Annotated in this window: 14 protein-coding genes; 11 read left to right on the top strand and 3 right to left on the bottom strand. The window is 51.4% G+C overall.

All coding sequences use genetic code 11. From position 1 onward, the window contains the following. Positions 1-4: 4 nt before the first annotated feature. Positions 5-457, bottom strand: a complete 453-nt coding sequence (locus LVQ77_RS11490) for a NanQ anomerase/TabA/YiaL family protein (protein WP_232904477.1) — start codon at positions 455-457, stop codon at positions 5-7. Between the two features lie 672 nt (positions 458-1129). Here LVQ77_RS11490 and arcA point away from each other — a divergent pair. From arcA to ridA, 8 genes are all read left to right on the top strand, one after another. After that, the gene (gene arcA / locus LVQ77_RS11485; protein ID WP_232864685.1) at positions 1130-2350 is read left to right on the top strand and encodes an arginine deiminase; all 1221 of its coding nucleotides are present in this window, start codon (positions 1130-1132) and stop codon (positions 2348-2350) included. A 16-nt stretch (positions 2351-2366) separates the two neighbouring features. Continuing rightward, entirely contained in the window at positions 2367-3281 is a 915-nt protein-coding gene (locus LVQ77_RS11480) for a carbamate kinase (RefSeq protein ID WP_232904476.1), read from the top strand. Positions 3282-3302: 21 nt separating this feature from the next. Continuing rightward, entirely contained in the window at positions 3303-4307 is a 1005-nt protein-coding gene (gene argF / locus LVQ77_RS11475; RefSeq protein ID WP_151993014.1) for an ornithine carbamoyltransferase, read from the top strand. Between the two features lie 75 nt (positions 4308-4382). Continuing rightward, the gene (gene arcD / locus LVQ77_RS11470; RefSeq protein ID WP_151993013.1) at positions 4383-5852 is read left to right on the top strand and encodes an arginine-ornithine antiporter; all 1470 of its coding nucleotides are present in this window, start codon (positions 4383-4385) and stop codon (positions 5850-5852) included. A gap of 156 nt (positions 5853-6008) precedes the next feature. Further along, the gene (locus tag LVQ77_RS11465; protein ID WP_226811972.1) at positions 6009-6488 is read left to right on the top strand and encodes an arginine repressor; all 480 of its coding nucleotides are present in this window, start codon (positions 6009-6011) and stop codon (positions 6486-6488) included. A 258-nt stretch (positions 6489-6746) separates the two neighbouring features. Next, positions 6747-7679: an aspartate carbamoyltransferase gene (gene pyrB, locus LVQ77_RS11460; RefSeq protein WP_154150851.1), complete on the top strand. Its 933-nt coding sequence runs from the start codon at positions 6747-6749 to the stop codon at positions 7677-7679. A gap of 17 nt (positions 7680-7696) precedes the next feature. Continuing rightward, the gene (gene pyrI / locus LVQ77_RS11455) at positions 7697-8158 is read left to right on the top strand and encodes an aspartate carbamoyltransferase regulatory subunit (protein ID WP_151993011.1); all 462 of its coding nucleotides are present in this window, start codon (positions 7697-7699) and stop codon (positions 8156-8158) included. A gap of 207 nt (positions 8159-8365) precedes the next feature. Further along, entirely contained in the window at positions 8366-8752 is a 387-nt protein-coding gene (gene ridA, locus LVQ77_RS11450) for a 2-iminobutanoate/2-iminopropanoate deaminase (RefSeq protein WP_232904475.1), read from the top strand. Between the two features lie 61 nt (positions 8753-8813). Here ridA and LVQ77_RS11445 read toward each other — a convergent pair whose 3' ends face one another. Both LVQ77_RS11445 and mgtA read right to left on the bottom strand, forming a co-directional pair. Next, entirely contained in the window at positions 8814-11204 is a 2391-nt protein-coding gene (locus LVQ77_RS11445) for a beta-N-acetylhexosaminidase (protein WP_232904474.1), read from the bottom strand. Between the two features lie 250 nt (positions 11205-11454). After that, positions 11455-14166, bottom strand: coding sequence for a magnesium-translocating P-type ATPase (gene mgtA / locus LVQ77_RS11440; protein WP_232904590.1), 2712 nt, complete (start codon positions 14164-14166; stop codon positions 11455-11457). Positions 14167-14543: 377 nt separating this feature from the next. Between mgtA and treR the strand changes: the two genes are divergently transcribed. The 3 genes from treR to treC all read left to right on the top strand — a co-directional run bounded on the left by treR (position 14544) and on the right by treC (position 18853). Continuing rightward, a complete protein-coding gene (gene treR / locus LVQ77_RS11435; protein ID WP_232904473.1) occupies positions 14544-15491 on the top strand; it encodes a trehalose operon repressor TreR in 948 nt (315 codons plus the stop codon). A 124-nt stretch (positions 15492-15615) separates the two neighbouring features. Then, on the top strand, positions 15616-17034 hold the full coding sequence (treB, locus tag LVQ77_RS11430) for a PTS trehalose transporter subunit IIBC (protein WP_232904472.1): 1419 nt from the start codon (positions 15616-15618) through the stop codon (positions 17032-17034). Between the two features lie 163 nt (positions 17035-17197). Continuing rightward, positions 17198-18853 (top strand): alpha,alpha-phosphotrehalase, encoded by a 1656-nt coding sequence (treC, locus tag LVQ77_RS11425; protein WP_232904471.1) that lies wholly within the window; start codon positions 17198-17200, stop codon positions 18851-18853. Positions 18854-18890 lie beyond the last annotated feature (37 nt).

The raw sequence follows: 18890 nt of genomic DNA, 5'->3' as shown, positions 1-18890 counted from the left end.
TTCGTTATCCAACCAGCATCTTAACCACGACTTTACGCACAGTCGCCGGTTTCCCCACAGCGCACAGCGGTTTGTGAACTTCGCCTGGATAAAACACCACGAAATCCCCTTCATTTAACACGATGGTTTTTTCCTGCTCGCCTTCTGGCAGGAACGCAATGTCCTTATCAGCCAGCCAGTCAGTTTCCGGCGTACCAGCTGGCAGGCAGCTAAACGTCATACCTTCCAGGCCGCGCATCACAATCTGGATATCCAGATAGCGCTGGTGAAACTCTGCCGGGCGCTCTTCAATAGGTTGCGTAGAGTCTTCAGAAACCAACATAAACAGACGGTTACCGTCGATGTCATGCTTGCCTAATGAGGTTTCTGGAGTGATGTGCTGTTTAACATGCTCAATCGCCTGACGCAGTTCTTCAGGAAGCCAGGATTGCAAAGAATGAATGTTGCCAATAATCATGATTAATACCTTTTTGAAACGATGTTTTATTACGGTATTTATACGAGCATTCACCTTTTGCCGCCATGAGTTTTTTAAGAAAACCTGTGCTGGCGCATGTTTAGCGCAAAACATGTTACAGCTTTGTATCAGCCATGAGGTTTTTATGCATAAAAAAAGCATAACCTCAAAATAGATCCCGCTGGGATAGTTCGTAACCTTCTGTTTAAAAAACAAAATTATTTAAAACTAACCACCAGTCACATTTTAAACCTGGTAAGTAAGCGCAAATTTAGTCATAACTATTTTGTTTATTTTCCCATGCTGTGGATGAAAAATACGGCTTTATGCATAGTTATATTTAAATTTCAAAATACTGCTAAATTTCAACAAGTTAAAAAACATCAGTTTGTTCACCCAATAACATTGGGTTAACACTAATAAAATAGAATATGCATAATTTCGCGTAGTTATTCAGACTGCTCAATTGCTTTATTTATAATTCCATGACAGCTATCAATTAATTAACAGAGAATTTAAATGTCCCTTGAGCGCGTGATTAAGCTCACATTAAATATCCTTCATGAAATTAACATAAGCCTCGAAGACATTTCGAAAGCCTATTTAACTTGCGGTAATAGCTAACTATTACCACTGATATTTTCATCTCAGGATTAATGCAAAGGAATAGTCATGGACAAGCACTATGTTGGTTCCGAAATTGGACAACTTCGCAGTGTAATGCTGCACCGCCCTAATCTGAGCCTGAAAAGACTCACCCCATCTAATTGCCAGGAATTATTATTTGACGACGTTTTATCTGTAGAACGTGCTGGCGAAGAACACGATATATTTGCTAATACATTACGCGGTGAGGGGGTTGAGGTTTTATTACTGACAGACCTTCTCACTCAAACGCTGGATGTCAGCGATGCCAAGGCATGGCTGCTGGCAACACAGATTTCTGACTACCGCCTTGGCCCAGCATTTGCCTCCGACATTCGCAGCTGGCTTGCAGATATGTCACATCGTGAATTGGCTCGCAGGCTGAGCGGCGGCCTGACTTATGGTGAAATTCCAACTTATATTCAAAATATGGTTGTCGATACCCATGAAGTCACCGACTTTATTATGAAACCGCTCCCTAACCATTTATTCACCCGCGATACTTCCTGCTGGATTTATAATGGCGTATCTATTAACCCAATGGCGAAAGCCGCACGCCAACGTGAAACAAATAACCTGCGAGCGATTTACCGTTGGCATCCATTATTTACCGATGGAAACTTTATTAAATATTATGGCGACGACAATATTAATTATGACCACGCAACATTAGAAGGCGGTGATGTATTAGTCATTGGCCGTGGTGCGGTATTAATTGGTTTGTCTGAGCGCACCACTCCGCAAGGTGTCGAGTTCCTCGCTGAATCATTATTCAAACATCAACAAGCCACTCGCGTTATTGCCGTTGAACTGCCTAAACACCGCTCCTGTATGCACCTCGATACCGTGATGACACACATCGATATCGACACCTTCTCCGTCTACCCGGAAGTGGTCCGCAAAGACGCCCAGTGCTGGACGCTAACCCCGGATGGTCGTGGCGGCATCAAACGCCATCAGGAGCCAAACCTGCTGCATGCGATTGAACAAGCGCTGGGTATCGATCAGGTCCGTTTAATCACCACTGGCGGTGATGCGTTTGAAGCTGAACGTGAGCAATGGAATGACGCCAATAACGTGTTAACCGTGCGCCCAGGTGTGGTCATTGGCTATGAACGCAATATCTGGACCAACGAGAAATACGACAAAGCGGGCATCAAGGTCTTGCCGATTCCTGGTGACGAACTGGGCCGTGGCCGCGGTGGTGCACGCTGCATGAGCTGCCCACTAGAACGTGACGGTATTTAATCCAGGGAGAGATGAAATGGAACACAAACCGACACTGGTTGTAGCACTGGGCGGCAACGCGCTATTGAAACGCGGCGAGCCTCTGGAAGCAGAAATACAACGTAAGAACATTGATTTAGCGGCTAAAACCATCGCACAGCTCACCTCCTCCTGGCGTGTCGTGCTGGTTCATGGCAATGGCCCACAAGTCGGGTTGCTGGCACTACAAAACAGTGCCTATGAAAAAGTGACGCCATATCCACTCGACATTCTTGGAGCCGAAAGTCAGGGAATGATTGGCTACATGCTACAGCAGTCGCTGAAAAATCAGCTGCCAAACCGGGAAGTCAGCGTATTGCTGACTCAGGTAGAAGTGGACGCCAACGACCCCGCATTCGAAAGCCCAACGAAGTACATCGGCCCGGTGTATGACAAGGCGCAAGCCGACATGCTGGTTGCGGAAAAGGGCTGGACAGTTAAAGCCGACGGCCAGTATTTCCGCCGCGTAGTGCCATCCCCACAACCAAAACAGATTGTGGAAAGCGATGCGATCACAGCCCTTATTCAGCGCGATCACCTGGTGATTTGCAACGGTGGCGGCGGTGTTCCGGTAGTCGAAAAAGCCGACGGCTACCACGGTATCGAAGCGGTGATTGATAAAGATCTTTCCGCCGCATTGCTGGCGCGCCAGATCGAAGCCGATGCGCTGTTGATCCTCACCGATGCCGACGCCGTCTATCTCGATTGGGGCACGCCAACTCAGCGACCAATTTCTCATATTACGCCGCAGGAACTGGATGCCATGAAATTCGACGCCGGTTCGATGGGCCCGAAAGTCGCTGCCTGTAGCAAGTTTGTGGCGCAGTGCCATGGTATTGCCGGGATTGGAGCGCTTGAGGATGGCCCGGCAATTCTGGCGGGTGAGAAAGGTACGCTGATTCGTATTGCTTAATAATTTCAAAAGGATAAAAAAATGACTATCAATCTGAAAAACCGCAACTTTTTGAAACTGCTGGACTTCAAACCTGTAGAAATCCAGTACCTGATCGACTTGTCTCGCGAACTGAAAGCCGCCAAAAAAGCAGGTACTGAGAAGAAAACCCTGGTGGGCAAAAACATCGCGCTGATTTTCGAAAAAACCTCCACCCGCACGCGCTGCGCATTTGAAGTAGGCGCGTTCGATCAGGGTGCGCTGGTGACGTACCTCGGCCCAAGCGGCTCGCAAATCGGCCATAAAGAATCCATGAAAGATACCGCCCGCGTTTTAGGCCGCATGTACGACGGCATTGAATACCGCGGCTACGGCCAGGATATCGTCGAAGAACTGGGCGAGTACGCAGGTGTTCCGGTGTGGAACGGCCTGACCAATGAATACCACCCAACTCAAATTCTCGCGGATTTGATGACCATGCTTGAGCACGCGCCGGACAAAAAACTTCAGGATATCGCCTTCGCTTATCTGGGTGATGCTCGCAATAACATGGGCAACTCCCTGATGGTGGGTGCTGCGAAAATGGGTATGGATATTCGCCTGGTCGCGCCAAAAGCCTTCTGGCCTGAACCTGCCCTGGTTGAGCAATGCCGCGCGATTGCTAAAGAAACCGGTGGTCGCATCATGTTGACCGATAGCGTCGAAGAAGGTGTGGCAGGCGTTGATTTCCTCTACACCGATGTGTGGGTTTCTATGGGCGAGCCTAAAGAAGCCTGGGCTGAGCGCGTCAGTATCATGACCCCCTATCAGGTTAACCAAAATGTCATCAATGCTACTGGCAACCCGAATGTGAAATTCATGCACTGCCTGCCAGCCTTCCATAACGAACACACCAAAGTCGGTAAAGAGATCGAGCAGGAATACGGCCTGAAAGGGCTGGAAGTGACTGAAGAAGTCTTTGAATCAGCGCATTCCATTGTCTTTGATGAAGCCGAAAACCGTATGCATACGATTAAAGCCGTCATGGTTGCCACGCTCGGAGAGTAATTCGCACTGGCGGCGGGGATGCCCTCGCCGCCACCCGTGCATTCATGCTGCATCCCACAGCAAGAGGAAAGGAAAATGGCCGATGCTACCCACGGAGATGTCGCCGAGACATCCACAACAAAAGAAACAAAATTAGGGCTTAGCGCGCTGGTTGCGCTGGTAATTGGTTCAATGATTGGCGGTGGGGTATTCAGCCTGCCGCAAAACTTTGGCTCCGTCGCCTCACCGGGCGCGTTACTCATTGGTTGGGTAATTACCGGAGTCGGGATGTTATGTCTCGCCTTTATCTATCAAAACCTCAGCTCCCGTTGCCCGGAACTTGAAGGCGGCGTCTATAGCTACGCTCGCGCTGGATTCGGCGATTTCATCGGCTTCCAGTCTGCCTGGGGATACTGGTTCTCCGCCTGGCTGGGCAACGTTTCCTACGCGGTATTACTGTTTAGCGCGATGAGCTTTTTCATCCCGGTATTCGGCGATGGTAATAACCTGCCGTCGATAATCGGCGCATCTATAGTGTTGTGGCTGGTACACGCACTGGTTCTGCGCGGCGTACGTGAAGCGGCTTACATCAACACGATCCTCACCGTCGTCAAAGTGGTTATCCTGCTGGTGTTTATCGTCGCGGTGTTGATAGCCTTTAAGATCGGTGTCTTCACAGCCGACTTCTGGGGCCGCATGATGCTCGTCAACGGCACCGCGCCTGAGCTGTTCGATCAGGTGAAAAATACTATGCTGGTGACCACATGGGTGTTTATCGGTATTGAAGGGGCAACCGTCGTTTCTGCTCGTGCCGCAAATCGTAGCGATATCGGTAAGGCTACAGTGATTGGTTTGCTGGGCGCACTGGCAATCTATGTGCTGGTCAGCGTGCTGTCGATGGGGATTTTGGATCAGGCATCCCTTGCCGGGCTGAGAAACCCTTCTATGGCAGGCGTGCTGGAGAGTGTAGTTGGGCCATGGGGTGCTAAATTTGTTGCCGGTGGCGTTATTCTTTCTGTTGCCGGCGCCCTGCTCGCCTGGACGCTTTTTGCCGCAGAACTGCCTCGCGTTGCCGCCAAAGACGGGATCTTCCCGAAAATCTTCGCCAGGGAGAACGCCAGACATTCACCTTCGTTCTCATTGTGGATAACCAACGGCCTGATCCAGTTATTCCTGATTCTCACTCTGTTTTACCAGGCGGGTTATCAGGCGCTGTTCTCTATCGCAACCGCCGCCATTCTGCCGCCGTACCTGTTTAGCGCCGCCTATGGTTTGAAACTTGCCTGGACGGGTGAACGCTATGCGAAAGGAGAATCACGCACCAGCGGTTTAATACTCGGCGTTATCGCCACCGTTTACGGTTTCTGGCTTTGCTACGCCGCTGGCGACTCAATGCTACTGAGTTCGTTGCTATTCACCCCAGGGCTTGTGGTCTTCCTGTGGCAGAAGAAACAGCAAGGGCAACAAATGCTGAAGGGTTATGAATGGGCAATCGCTGCGGCAATTCTACTGTTAGCAGCCTGGACGTTAAAACTGGTTGTTTCCGGTTCTATTCAGATTACCTGATAACTATGACGCCCCGAAAGGGGCGTTAAATTCTAATAATAATACATTTAGCAACATTATTTGTTGGTTAGATTGGAAAAATCTGATCGAGAAAACGGTTTGGATTTATAAGCAGCGTAAATTAGTCGCCTGATAAATCAAGGAATGGTGAATGCAATGAGCGTATCCCACGCACCCTCGGAGAAGGATCATAATCAGCTAACACTCTGCCAAAGACTCATTGTCCATAAAAGCTATCAATCGCAAGAAGAACTGCGCCGCGATATGCAGCTCCACGGATTTGAAAACATTAGTCAGTCTACGGTGTCCCGTCTGCTGAAATTGCTTGGCGTTATCAAAATACGTAACGCCAAAGGTCAGAAAATTTATGCATTAAATCCGCAATCTCAACCCGCACCGGATGCAGCACGTTCAATAGCGGAGATGGTAATTAGCGTCGAGCATAATGCTGAGTTTGTCATGATTCATGCCGTTCATGGATACGGGCGGGCCATAGCAAGAATTCTCGATTATCGTGCCGTGCCAGAAATTTTAGGCGTAGTAGCGGGCAGCAGCATTGTATGGATTGCACCACGCGAGGTACAAAAAACCGCACAGGTCCATCGGCGAGTTATGCAAACCCTTGGATTACATTAGAGTCGGATAAATATTCACAGCAACCGATTGCTAATGGCCAAAATATGTGAATTTATCCCTTGAAGTGTCCTCCCACATGCGTATAATGCGCCACAATTTGCCGGAGGAAGCATGGTCCAGTGTGTTCAAAAAATTGCCACACCACGTCGTCTAAAAGACGGCGCTAACCTGTTTTTTTCTCCGTTGCAGCAATCAATTCCAAAGGCCCCTCATTGAGGGGCTTTTTTTTTGCCCGACGCCCGAGAACAGGAGATAAACATGGCTAACCCCCTATATCAAAAACATATCATTTCCATAAACGATCTCAGTCGTGAAGAACTTGAACTGGTGTTGTCTACGGCGGCAAAACTGAAGGCCAATCCGCAACCTGAACTGTTGAAACACATCGTTGTTGCCAGTTGCTTCTTTGAGGCTTCAACGCGTACTCGTCTCTCTTTTGAGACCGCGATTCACCGCCTGGGTGCATCGGTTGTCGGCTTCTCCGACAGCAGCAATACTTCGCTGGGTAAGAAAGGCGAAACACTGGCCGATACTATTTCAGTTATCAGCACCTATGTTGATGCAATCGTAATGCGCCATCCGCAAGAAGGTGCTGCACGCCTGGCAACGGAGTTCTCAGGCAATGTACCGGTGTTGAACGCAGGTGATGGTGCCAACCAACACCCGACGCAAACGCTGCTGGATCTGTTCACCATCCAGGAAACGCAGGGGCGTCTGGAAAACCTGAATATCGCCATGGTCGGTGACCTGAAATATGGCCGCACCGTGCACTCTCTGGCACAAGCTCTGGCGAAATTTGAAGGTAACCGCTTCTACTTTATCGCGCCAAATGCGCTGGCAATGCCGAAATACATTCTCGATATGCTGGATGAAAAAGGCATCGTCTGGAGCTGCCATGAAGCTATCGACGACGTTGTAGGCGAGCTGGATATTCTGTACATGACTCGCGTACAGAAAGAGCGCCTGGACCCGTCTGAATACGCCAACGTGAAGGCGCAGTTTGTCCTGCGTGCAGCAGACCTTGTCGATGCCCGCGAGAACATGAAAGTGCTACACCCGCTGCCACGCGTTGATGAAATCACTACGGATGTCGATAAAACCCCGCACGCCTGGTATTTCCAGCAGGCAGGCAACGGTATTTATGCCCGCCAGGCTCTACTGGCGTTAGTTTTGCAACCTGAACTGGTTTGAGTGAGAGGAAGATTAAGATGACACACGACAACAAATTACAAGTTGAAGCGATTAAACGCGGAACAGTTATCGATCATATTCCTGCACAGGTGGGCTTTAAGTTACTGACTCTGTTCCAGTTAACTGAAACCGACCAGCGCATCACCATCGGCCTGAACTTGCCTTCAAAAGAACAGGGCCGTAAAGACCTGATTAAAATAGAAAATACCTTCCTGACCGATGAGCAAGTTAACCAACTGGCGCTGTATGCACCGCATGCGACAGTAAACCGTATCGATGAATATGAAGTGGTCGGCAAGAGCAAACCGAGCCTGCCTTCACGCATTGATAGAGTGTTGGTTTGCCCAAATACCAACTGCATCAGCCGCAGCGAACCGGTTCACTCTTCGTTCGCAGTGAAAAAACGCGACGAGAACATCAGTCTCAAATGCAAATATTGTGAGAAGGAGTTCTCACATTACGTTGTGCTGGCAGATTAATCATTGCCGCTAAAGCTCTCGTCCCTATAATGGACGGGAGCTTTTTTGTTTGCCTACTCATCACGATTAATAACCTTTAGATTTCGAGTTGCAGGTAGGCGGCAAGGGATCTCATCCCCAGGAGCTTATATTAATAAGTGACTGGGGTGGGAGCACGCAGCCAACACCCCTGCGACTTGAAAGATATGGTTATTCTAAGGAGAAAGAATGTCTCGTATTATCAGCACCGAAAATGCCCCAGCAGCAATCGGCCCATATGTTCAGGGTGTCGATCTTGGCAGCATGATTATCACTTCTGGCCAGATCCCGGTTGACCCAAAAACAGGCACCGTACCGGAAGACGTGGCAGCACAAGCGCGCCAGTCTCTGGAAAACGTGCAGGCGATTGTTGAAGCCGCTGGCCTGAAAGTGGGCGATATCGTTAAAACGACTGTTTTCGTAAAAGATTTGAATGACTTTGCGACCGTAAACGCAACTTACGAAGCATTCTTTAATGAGCACAAAGCGACTTTCCCAGCGCGTTCTTGCGTGGAAGTAGCTCGTCTGCCTAAAGATGTGAAGATTGAGATCGAAGCGATTGCCATTCGCCGCTAACGATTGAATTTAAGGCCGCTTTCGCGGCCTTTTGTTTTGTCGGATGGCGCTTCTGTACGACCTACTTAACACTCGCCCGCAACAATTTCTGCAACGGATACACCGCCGCAATCACCACTTCATCCTGCGTTTGCGCCGCTTCATCGAGCTGTTTTTGAATCCCCTGAACTTCATCAGCGCTCAATGTTCCCTGTTTCGCCACTAAGTCCGTTAATCGCAAGCCAATTCCCGCCAGTTTATCGACATTTTCAGCCACTGGTTTCAGCTCTTTAAGCTGGTAATTGCCATCGATAAGTTCCAGCACATCTGGCGTGTTACTTTGCCAGCGAGCAAAAGTACGGTGCAAAGACTCCGCACTGTTACTGTCCTCCGGGTCGGCTATTAGTTTATCGGCCCAGAGATCCAGCGCACGCACCTGGCTGCTTTCTGCACCCAATGCATCAGCAAAACGGTTTAGCGGCTCGAAATGATGGTAATTACCCGCCTTGAATTTCAGATGCTGCCGCGTGTAGTACTGCGCCGGTTCAACCGCCTGAGCGAGGATCTGCAACGGCATAATTTCCGTCGAACCCGCAAGGCGCGTCATTTGTAGAGCTGCAGCAGCGTGCTGCTGTAGGCCAACTGAAACGGTTGACCACGCATCTATCGCCTGCAAACGCTGATACATATTATCGATATCTTTCACATCTTCGGCGGACCACAAACGTTCAGCGACCGCAAAGGCACGCGGCCACAGCTTGATATCCAGTAATGGAGATGCCACGTTTTCAGCCCACAGAGCCGCCTCGCCACCGAGGATATTGCTCATCTGCTCAGGGGTTGGCACCACAGGCTGGATGCCATCAGGCACGTCATCTAATTTCTGGCCAGTTGCAGGGTAACGCACATTGCCCACCAGCATATATCCGCTCAATTTGTCTTTATCGAGCGTTAATACCGGGCGTGTTTCTCCCATCCAGGTATCGACGGTGAACGTCACCTGGGTTGGGCTCAGCCATTCAATATCGCGTACCGCGCGGCGGGATTTACCTTTAAAGTCGATAAAGCCACGCCATGCCGTTTGGCTGCTCACCAGAGTGAAACTGCCTTCCACCGCACTGCCTTTCAGGCGCGGCATATTGAAGAACCAACTTTGGGCGCTGTCAGCTTCGGTAATTTTGTCGATGCCGTTCAGGCCCTGGGGCAGGATCTCGTTGCGATAGTGGTAAGCGGTAGACTGCGGCTGATCCAGATAGAAGCCGGTGGAGAGAATGCCTTTGTACCCGTTCGCGGCGACGGTCCCCAGCGCATCCTGTCCCTGCCATGATTGGATCAAAATACTTTTCGGCAGATCCGGGTGATAGATCTCATCCCAGCCCATCATGTGACGGTGATGTTTTTCGAGGATCTTCTCCAGGCGCTGGTTGAAGTACGTCTGCAATGCGTGGGTATCCGCCAGATTGTTCTGCTTCATAAACGTCTGGATTTCTTTCGAATTTTGCCAGTGTTCAGCATCAACTTCATCGCCGCCGATGTGCAAATAGCCGTCCGGGAAAATCGCCGTCAGCTCGCCAATCATGGTATCGACAAATTTATAGGCCGCGTCTTTGGTCGGGTTAAGCAGCGGTTTCAACACGCCCCAATGGCGCTCCATTTGATATGGCCCCGGCGCGCTCATCAGTTCAGGATAAGCCACCGCAATCGCCGATGCGTGTCCTGGCAAGTCCATTTCTGGCACCACGCGGATGCCAAGAGAAGTCGCGTAGCGCACCACTTCTTTCATCTGCGCCTGGGTGTAAAAATCACCGTCGCTCGCCAGTTGCTGCAATTTTGGATACGCAGTGGAAGCAAAGCGCCAGCCCTGATCGTCGGTTAAATGCCAGTGCAGCACGTTCATTTTGGCGGCGGCCATGCCATCTAACTGACGCAGAATATCTTTGATTGGCATGAAGTGGCGGGCGGAGTCGATTAACAATCCACGCCACGGGAAGCGAGGCTGGTCTTTGATGGCGACAAACGCAATGGCGGTGTTTTCCGGGCCATTTTGAATCAGCTGCAACAGGGTTTCCATGCCGCGCATCGCGCCAAATCGCGTGTTTGCCGTGAGCTTCACGCCGTCTGTAGTGACGCTTAATTCGTAGCTCTCATCGCTGTCGAGTTTTGGCAGTGGGGCAACAGCTTTTTTGATTTGGATATCAATAGTCGGTTTAGCGGGATTCGCCTGAGCGGGCTGGAGCTGCCAGCCCGTTTGCTGAGAAATTCGCTGCCGCCAGCGTTCGGTGGCACCGGGCAGTTTGTCGCCGCTGATTTTTATGGAAATGGCGTTATCAATTTGCAGCATGCCTTCCGCTGCCGGACGGTTAACTTCCTGCGGCCAGGGCATCAGTGGCAAATCACCAGCTGGTGCGGCCCAGGCCGGGCAAGTTGCAGCGATGCAACCTGCCAGCAGGCTCAAACGTATGGATTTAAACATGAATATTCCTTTAACAATGACGGGCCAGAAAAAAGCAAAAACAATCTGGTAACACGTGCGGAAATATTCATCAAGGTTATGGAGAAAACTGACGGGATGTAGATCACATCCCGCTCATATTTACTATATCCATTAGCATTCGAGTTGCAGCCAGGCGGCCAGGACGCTCACCCCAGGAGCTTACTTGAGTAAGTGACTGGGGTGAGCGTCTGCAGCCAACGCCGCTGCAGCTTGAAGGATGATGGGTATATTATTGCCAGCCGTAACGACGGCTGTAGAACCCTTTCATACACTGAGTCAGCGTCATGTATCCGGCGAGGATCGCAATCAGCCATGGGAAATAGCTCAGCGGCAGCGCCTGAAGTTGCAGGTAGCTTGCCAGCGGAGTGAACGGCAGGCTGATGCCAACTACCATCACCACCAGCGTCATGATCATCAACGGCCAGGCGGCACGGCTCTGAATGAACGGGATGCGACGGGTGCGAATCATATGCACAATCAATGTTTGCGACAGTAAACCGACCACGAACCAGCCGGTCTGGAACAGGGTTTGCGCTTCCGGCACGTTCGCCTTGAACACCCACCACATCACACAGAACGTCAGGATGTCGAAGATGGAGCTGATTGGCCCGAAGAACACCATAAAACGGCCTAAGTCTGACGGGTTCCAGCGCTGCGGTTTCTTGATTTGCTCGTCGTCAACGTTGTCGAACGGAATCGCCACCTGGGACACATCATACAGCAGGTTCTGAATCAGTAAGTGCAACGGCAGCATCGGCAAGAACGGCAGGAAGGCGCTCGCCACCAGTACGCTGAACACGTTACCGAAGTTAGAACTGGCGGTCATTTTGATGTATTTCAGCATGTTGGCGAAAGTACGGCGACCTTCGATAACGCCCTGTTCCAGCACCATCAGGCTTTTTTCCAGCAAGATGATATCTGCGGCTTCGCGGGCGATATCCACTGCGCCATCGACGGAAATACCGATGTCTGCGGCACGCAAGGCCGGGGCATCGTTAATGCCGTCGCCCATGAATCCAACCACGTGGCCTTCGCCGCGCAACAGACGCACGATGCGTTCTTTATGCATTGGCGTCAGGCGGGCAAACAGCGTGGTACGCAATGCCAGCGCCGCCAGCTCTTCGTCGGCCATGTTTTCGATATCGCTACCGATGACCAGTTCACCGACGTCCAGCCCCACTTCACGGCACACTTTCGCCGCCACCAGCTCGCTGTCACCGGTAAGGATTTTCACCGTAATCCCACTGGCTTTCAGCGCTTTGAGCGCAGGCGCCGTGGTTTCTTTCGGTGGATCGAGGAACGCGATATAGCCTTCGAGGATCAGATCAGATTCATCCACACGACCATAATCTTCACAACGCGCTGGCAGGAATTTGGTCGCCACCGCTACCACACGCAAACCCTGGCGGTTCAGATCGTCGGTCACGCGGCGAATACGCGCCAGCATGGATTCGCTCAGCGGCACGATTTCATCGCCATAACGCACTTGCGTGCAGACGTTGAGGATCTCCTGCAACGCGCCTTTGCAGATCAACTGGTGCACATCCGGCTGCTCAGAAACCACTACCGACATACGGCGGCGTTCAAAGTCGAACGGGATTTCGTCCACCTTTTGCCAGCGGGCTGCAGCGTTTCGAGCATGATCTTCTTCCACACCTTCCAGTACCGCGACATCCAGCAGGTTTTTCAGCCCGGTTTGATAATGGCTGTTGAGCCACGCGGTGTGCAGAACGTGGTTGCTTACCGCGCCAAGAATGTCGGTGTGAGTTTCCAGAACAATGCGGTCTTGCGTCAGCGTGCCGGTTTTATCGGTGCACAAAATGTCCATCGCGCCGAAGTTCTGAATCGCGTCGAGGTGTTTGACGATCACTTTCTGTTTCGAGAGTTTTACCGCCCCGCGAGCCAGCGTTGAAGTGACGATCATCGGCAGCATTTCAGGCGTCAAACCCACCGCAACGGAGAGCGAGAACAGCGCCGCTTCCCACCAGTCGCCTTTGGTGAAGCCGTTGATCAGCAGCACAATCGGCGTCATCACCAGCATAAAGCGGATCAGCACCCAGCTTACGCGGCTGATGCCTTTCTGGAATGCGTTCGGCTCGCTTTCTTGTTGGGTGACACGCCCGGCGAGTTGCCCAAACCAAGTGTTGCCGCCGGTAGAAATAATCATTGCCAGCGCCGTGCCGCTCACTACGTTGGTGCCCATAAAGCACAGCGTGTCGCATTCCAGCGGGTTGTTGTGCGACATGTCGCGGCTGACTGCCACCTTTTCAACTGGCAGCGATTCACCGGTTAGCGACGCCTGGCCGACGAAGAGATCGCGAGCCTGAATGACGCGCAAATCCGCAGGGATCATGTCGCCCGCCGCCAGTTTGACGATATCGCCCGGCACCAGTTGGTCGAGGGAGATTTCGACAAACTCGTTTTCACCGTTTTCATTCACCACACGGAGCACGGTGGCGGTGTTGCTGACCATCGCTTTTAGCGTGTCCGCCGCTTTGGTGGAACGCGCTTCCTGCACAAAATTCAGCAGCGTGGCAATCACCACCATCAGCGCAATGACGCCTGCGGCAAACAGGTCTTCAGTGGAATAGGAAACAATGCCGAGGATTGTCAGCAAGATGTTGAAAGGGTTGCGATAGCACAGCCACAAATGAACCCACCACGGCGACGGTTTTTGCGCCGGGATTTGGTTCGGGCCGTGGCGTTCGAGAGCGTTTTCAACTTCACGCGCGTTCAGCCCTTCCGGATGGCTTTGGAAATCGCGATACAGTTGTTCTTCAGATGCTTGCGCATATTTCAGGCAGGATTCGCTCAGTGAAGCCGGAACTTCTTGTGCGTGAGCAACAGTGTTGTCATCAGGCATCAGGTCGCGCTGGATCAGGCGACGAGGCAGGTGACGGCTCAGTTGTGCGAACAACTGCCGGGTGAGATTTTTTAACAGCATAAAAGAGTCCCTCGGCCCCACATAATATGGAGCCTGGTGACATGCAGGCGCGGCTCAGCCGACCTTACAGATCAAATTTTTTCATCAGCAGGGACAAATCGAAAAGGACGATTGAAGCCGCTGCCTTACGCTATCCGGTAAGGCTGCCACTTCTTATTGAGAAGGGTTTTTTACCGGATTATTCCTGTCATTACAGGGTCTGGACTGGGATCAGGTTCCATGTCGCCTCCGGTTAAAAGAAAAGTCATCACATTAGTCGCGGGCATTCTACGCCTAGAAACATCAACCTAACGTAAACCAGAATTTTTTCCCTTGTGATATTGTTTCGCCGCCGTACTCTAATGAGCAATTGATTGCCGGGAATAAGGATTGTTATGCAAAGCCGCCTCACGATAAAAGATATCGCCCGCTTGAGCGGTGTGGGTAAATCGACCGTCTCTCGTGTATTAAACAATGAAAGCGGAGTGAGTGCTCGCACACGTGAACGGGTTGAAGCGGTGATGCAGCAAGAAGGGTTTTCTCCTTCCCGTTCGGCGCGCGCCATGCGTGGCCAGAGTGATAAAGTGGTCGCCATTATTGTGACGCGTCTGGATTCGTTGTCGGAAAACCTCGCAGTGCAAACCATGCTGCCGGCACTTTACGAGCAGGGTTACGACCCGATTATGATGGAAAGCCAGTTCGACCCGGAGCTGGTTGAAGAACACCTCGGCATGCTCAAGCGGCGCAATATCGACGGCGTAATCCTGTTCGGTTTTACCGGTATTAATGAAAAAATACTCGCCCCGTGGCAATCAACGCTGGTACTGATGGCGCGGGATGCCAAAGGGTTTGCCTCGGTTTGTTATGACGATGAAGGGGCCATCAATATTTTAATGTCGCGCCTTTATGAACAAGGCCATCGTCACATCAGTTTCCTCGGCGTACCGCATAGCGATGTGACCACCGGTTTACGCCGCCATGAAGCCTATCTCGCCTTCTGCAAACAACATCAGTTGGCGCCAAATGTAGCCCTGCCGGGGCTGGCGATGAAACAGGGTTACGAACACGTCGACGAAGTTTTGCTGCCGGAGACCACCGCCCTGTTATGCGCCACCGATACCCTCGCTCTGGGTGCCAGCAAATATCTGCAAGAACACCAGAGCAACACGCTGCAACTGGCGAGCGTCGGTAATACGCCTCTAATGAAGTTCCTGCATCCGGAGATTATTACCGTCGATCCCGGCTATGCGGAAGCAGGCCGCCAGGCGGTATTGCAGTTGATCGGGCAAGTCACACAAGCACGCGATCTGCGCCAGATCGTTATCCCCAGCACCCTCCAGTAAATCACCACGATGACGGTTTATTGTGATCGTCGCTGGATTTCGGGAACGTTCCCATTTTCGTTGGGAAGATTAAAAGATAACCTTGCGGCAGATAAAAACTCTCTCCTTACTCTGGAACCTCATCATGGCCAAAGTGAAACAACAGGATATCGATAAGCTGATAGAACTGGTCGGCGGGCGTGAAAACATTGCTACCGTCAGTCACTGCATCACCCGCTTACGCTTTGTATTGAACAACACCGCAATTGCGAAACCGAAAGATATTGAAGAGCTGCCGATGGTTAAAGGCTGCTTTACCAACGCCGGGCAGTTCCAGGTGGTGATTGGTCCGGAAGTGGGCGATTACTACCAGGCATTGATCGCCGCCACAGGGCACAGCACCGCAGATAAAGAACAAGCGAAACTTGCCGCGCGTCAGAACATGAAATGGCACGAACAGCTTATTTCCCACTTTGCAGAGATCTTCTTCCCTTTATTACCGGCGTTGATCAGCGGTGGTTTGATCCTCGGGTTCCGTAATGTGATTGGCGATTTGCCAATGAGCAACGGGCTTACGCTCGCGCAAATGCACCCTTCCCTGCAATCGATCTACGACTTCTTGTGGCTGATTGGCGAGGCGATTTTCTTCTATCTGCCGGTCGGTATTTGCTGGTCTGCCGTGCGAAAAATGGGTGGGACACCTATCCTTGGGATTGTGCTCGGCGTCACGCTAGTATCACCACAGCTGATGAATGCCTATGAATTAGGTAGCAAAATTCCAGAAGTGTGGAACTTTGGCTGGTTCACTATCGAGAAAGTCGGCTACCAGGCGCAAGTGATTCCAGCGTTGTTAGCGGGCCTGGCTTTGGGCTTTATTGAGACGCGTCTGAAACGCATTGTTCCAGATTACCTCTATCTTGTAATAGTGCCTGTGTGTTCGCTGATTCTGGCGGTATTCCTGGCTCACGCGTTTATCGGCCCGTTTGGCCGCTGGATTGGTGATGGCGTGGCCTTTGCGGTTCGCCATTTGATGACGGGAAGTTTTGCGCCAGTTGGTGCCGCGCTGTTTGGCTTCCTGTACGCCCCGCTGGTGATTACCGGTGTCCACCAGACGACGCTCGCCATCGATATGCAGATGATTCAGAGCATGGGCGGAACGCCAGTGTGGCCGCTGATTGCGCTGTCTAACATTGCGCAGGCGTCTGCGGTTGTCGGCATCATTATTTGCAGCCGTAAGCATAACGAACGTGAGATTTCCGTTCCGGCAGCGATTTCCGCCTTCCTCGGCGTGACCGAACCGGCGATGTACGGCATCAACCTGAAATACCGCTTCCCGATGCTGTGCGCGATGATTGGATCAGGTATCGCAGGCTTGTTGTGTGGCTTGAGCGGCGTGATGGCGAACGGGATTGGCGTCGGCGGCTTGCCGGGCATTTTGTCCATCCAGCCGCGTTACTGGGAAGTATATTCTCTGGCGATTCTGATTGCCGTAATCGTGCCAATTGTACTGACCAGCGTGATGTACAAGCGCAAGCATCGTCAGGGCACATTGTTGGTGGTGTAGTTTTTTATAATTTGGTTTTCAAAATATGCCCTAAATAATTCGAGTTGCAGCAAGGCGGCAAAGGAGTGAATCCCCAGGAGCTTACTAGAGTAAGTGACTGGGGTGAACGAGAGCAGTCAACACAGCAGCAGCTCGAAGTATGACGGGCATTTAGGAATGATTTATGAATACAACTCCCTGGTGGCAACATGGTGTCATCTACCAGATCTACCCGAAGAGTTTTCAGGATACGACCGGCAGCGGTACCGGCGATCTTGCAGGGGTCATTAAACGCCTCGACTACTTAAAACTGCTGGGCGTTGACGCCATTTGGCTGACCCCTTTTTATATCTCCCCGCAGATTGATAATGGCTATGACGTTGCCAACTACTGCGCGATTGATCCGACTTACGGCACCCTGGATGATTTCGACAAGCTTGTCGCTGAAGCGCATGACCGCGGCATCCGCATCATTCTGGATATGGTGTTTAACCACACCTCCACGCAACACGCCTGGTTCCATGAAGCGCTAAACAAAGAAAGCCCATACCGCGAGTTTTATATCTGGCGCGACGGTACGCCAGATCTGGTGCCTAACAACTGGCGCTCTAAATTTGGGGGTAACGCCTGGCGCTGGCATGCGGAAAGCGGCCAGTATTATCTGCATCTGTTTGCGCCTGAGCAGGCGGATCTAAACTGGGAAAATCCGCAGGTACGCGCGGAACTGAAGAAAGTCTGCGAGTTCTGGTCAGATCGCGGTGTTGATGGTTTACGCCTTGATGTGATCAACCTGATATCGAAAGATCAAGATTTCCCAAGCGATATTGATGGTGGTGACGGGCGTCGTTTTTATACCGACGGGCCACGCATTCACGAATATCTGCAAGAATTCAGCCGCGATGTGTTTAAGCCACGCGGATTGATGACTGTTGGTGAAATGTCGTCAACCACGCTTGATAATTGCCAGCAATACGCGGCGCTTAACAGCGATGAACTGTCGATGACGTTCAACTTCCATCACCTGAAAGTGGATTATCCCAACGGCCAAAAATGGGCGCTGGCGGCTCCAGATTATGTGGCACTGAAAGCTATTTTCAGCCACTGGCAGCAAGGTATGCACAACGTGGCGTGGAATGCGTTGTTCTGGTGTAACCACGACCAGCCGCGCATTGTGTCGCGCTTTGGTGATGAAGGCGAACTGCGCGTTCCGGCAGCAAAAATGCTGGGCATGGTGCTGCACGGTATGCAAGGCACGCCATATATTTACCAGGGCGAAGAGCTGGGGATGACCAATCCACACTTTAAACGCATCGTTGATTATCGCGATGTGGAAAGCCACAACATGTACGCGGAACTGCGGGCGCAAGGCCGGGATAGCGATAATCTGCTGGCTATTCTTGCCAGCAAATCACGCGATAACAGCCGCACACCGATGCAGTGGGACGATGGCGAAAACGCAGGTTTCACCCAGGGAACACCGTGGATTAACCTTTGCGATAACTATCAAACCATCAATGCTAAAACAGCAGTGGATGACCCGGACTCGGTATTTTATGCCTACCAGCAACTGATTAAGCTGCGTAAAGCAAACCCTGTTTTCACCTGGGGTAGTTATCAGGATTTGCTGCCGGAGCACCCGTATTTATGGTGTTATCGCCGCGAGTGGCAAGGGCAAACATTGATTGTCGCAGCCAATCTCAGCCGTGAAAACCAGTGGTGGATGCCGGAAGCCTTCGAAGGTGACTGGGATGTACTGATGAGCAACTATTCTGATGCTGTAGGTAAACCTGGCGAGATAAGTTTACGGCCATTCGAGGCTGTCTATTGGTTGCAAGGTTAATCCTTACCCGATTTCTCCCTCATATTTGAGGGAGATC

This window comes from Buttiauxella cochleicola (genome assembly GCF_021282435.1).
In the GTDB taxonomy this organism is placed as follows: Bacteria; Pseudomonadota; Gammaproteobacteria; order Enterobacterales; family Enterobacteriaceae; genus Buttiauxella; species Buttiauxella massiliensis.
This window is presented reverse-complemented; position numbering and strand designations above follow the sequence as displayed.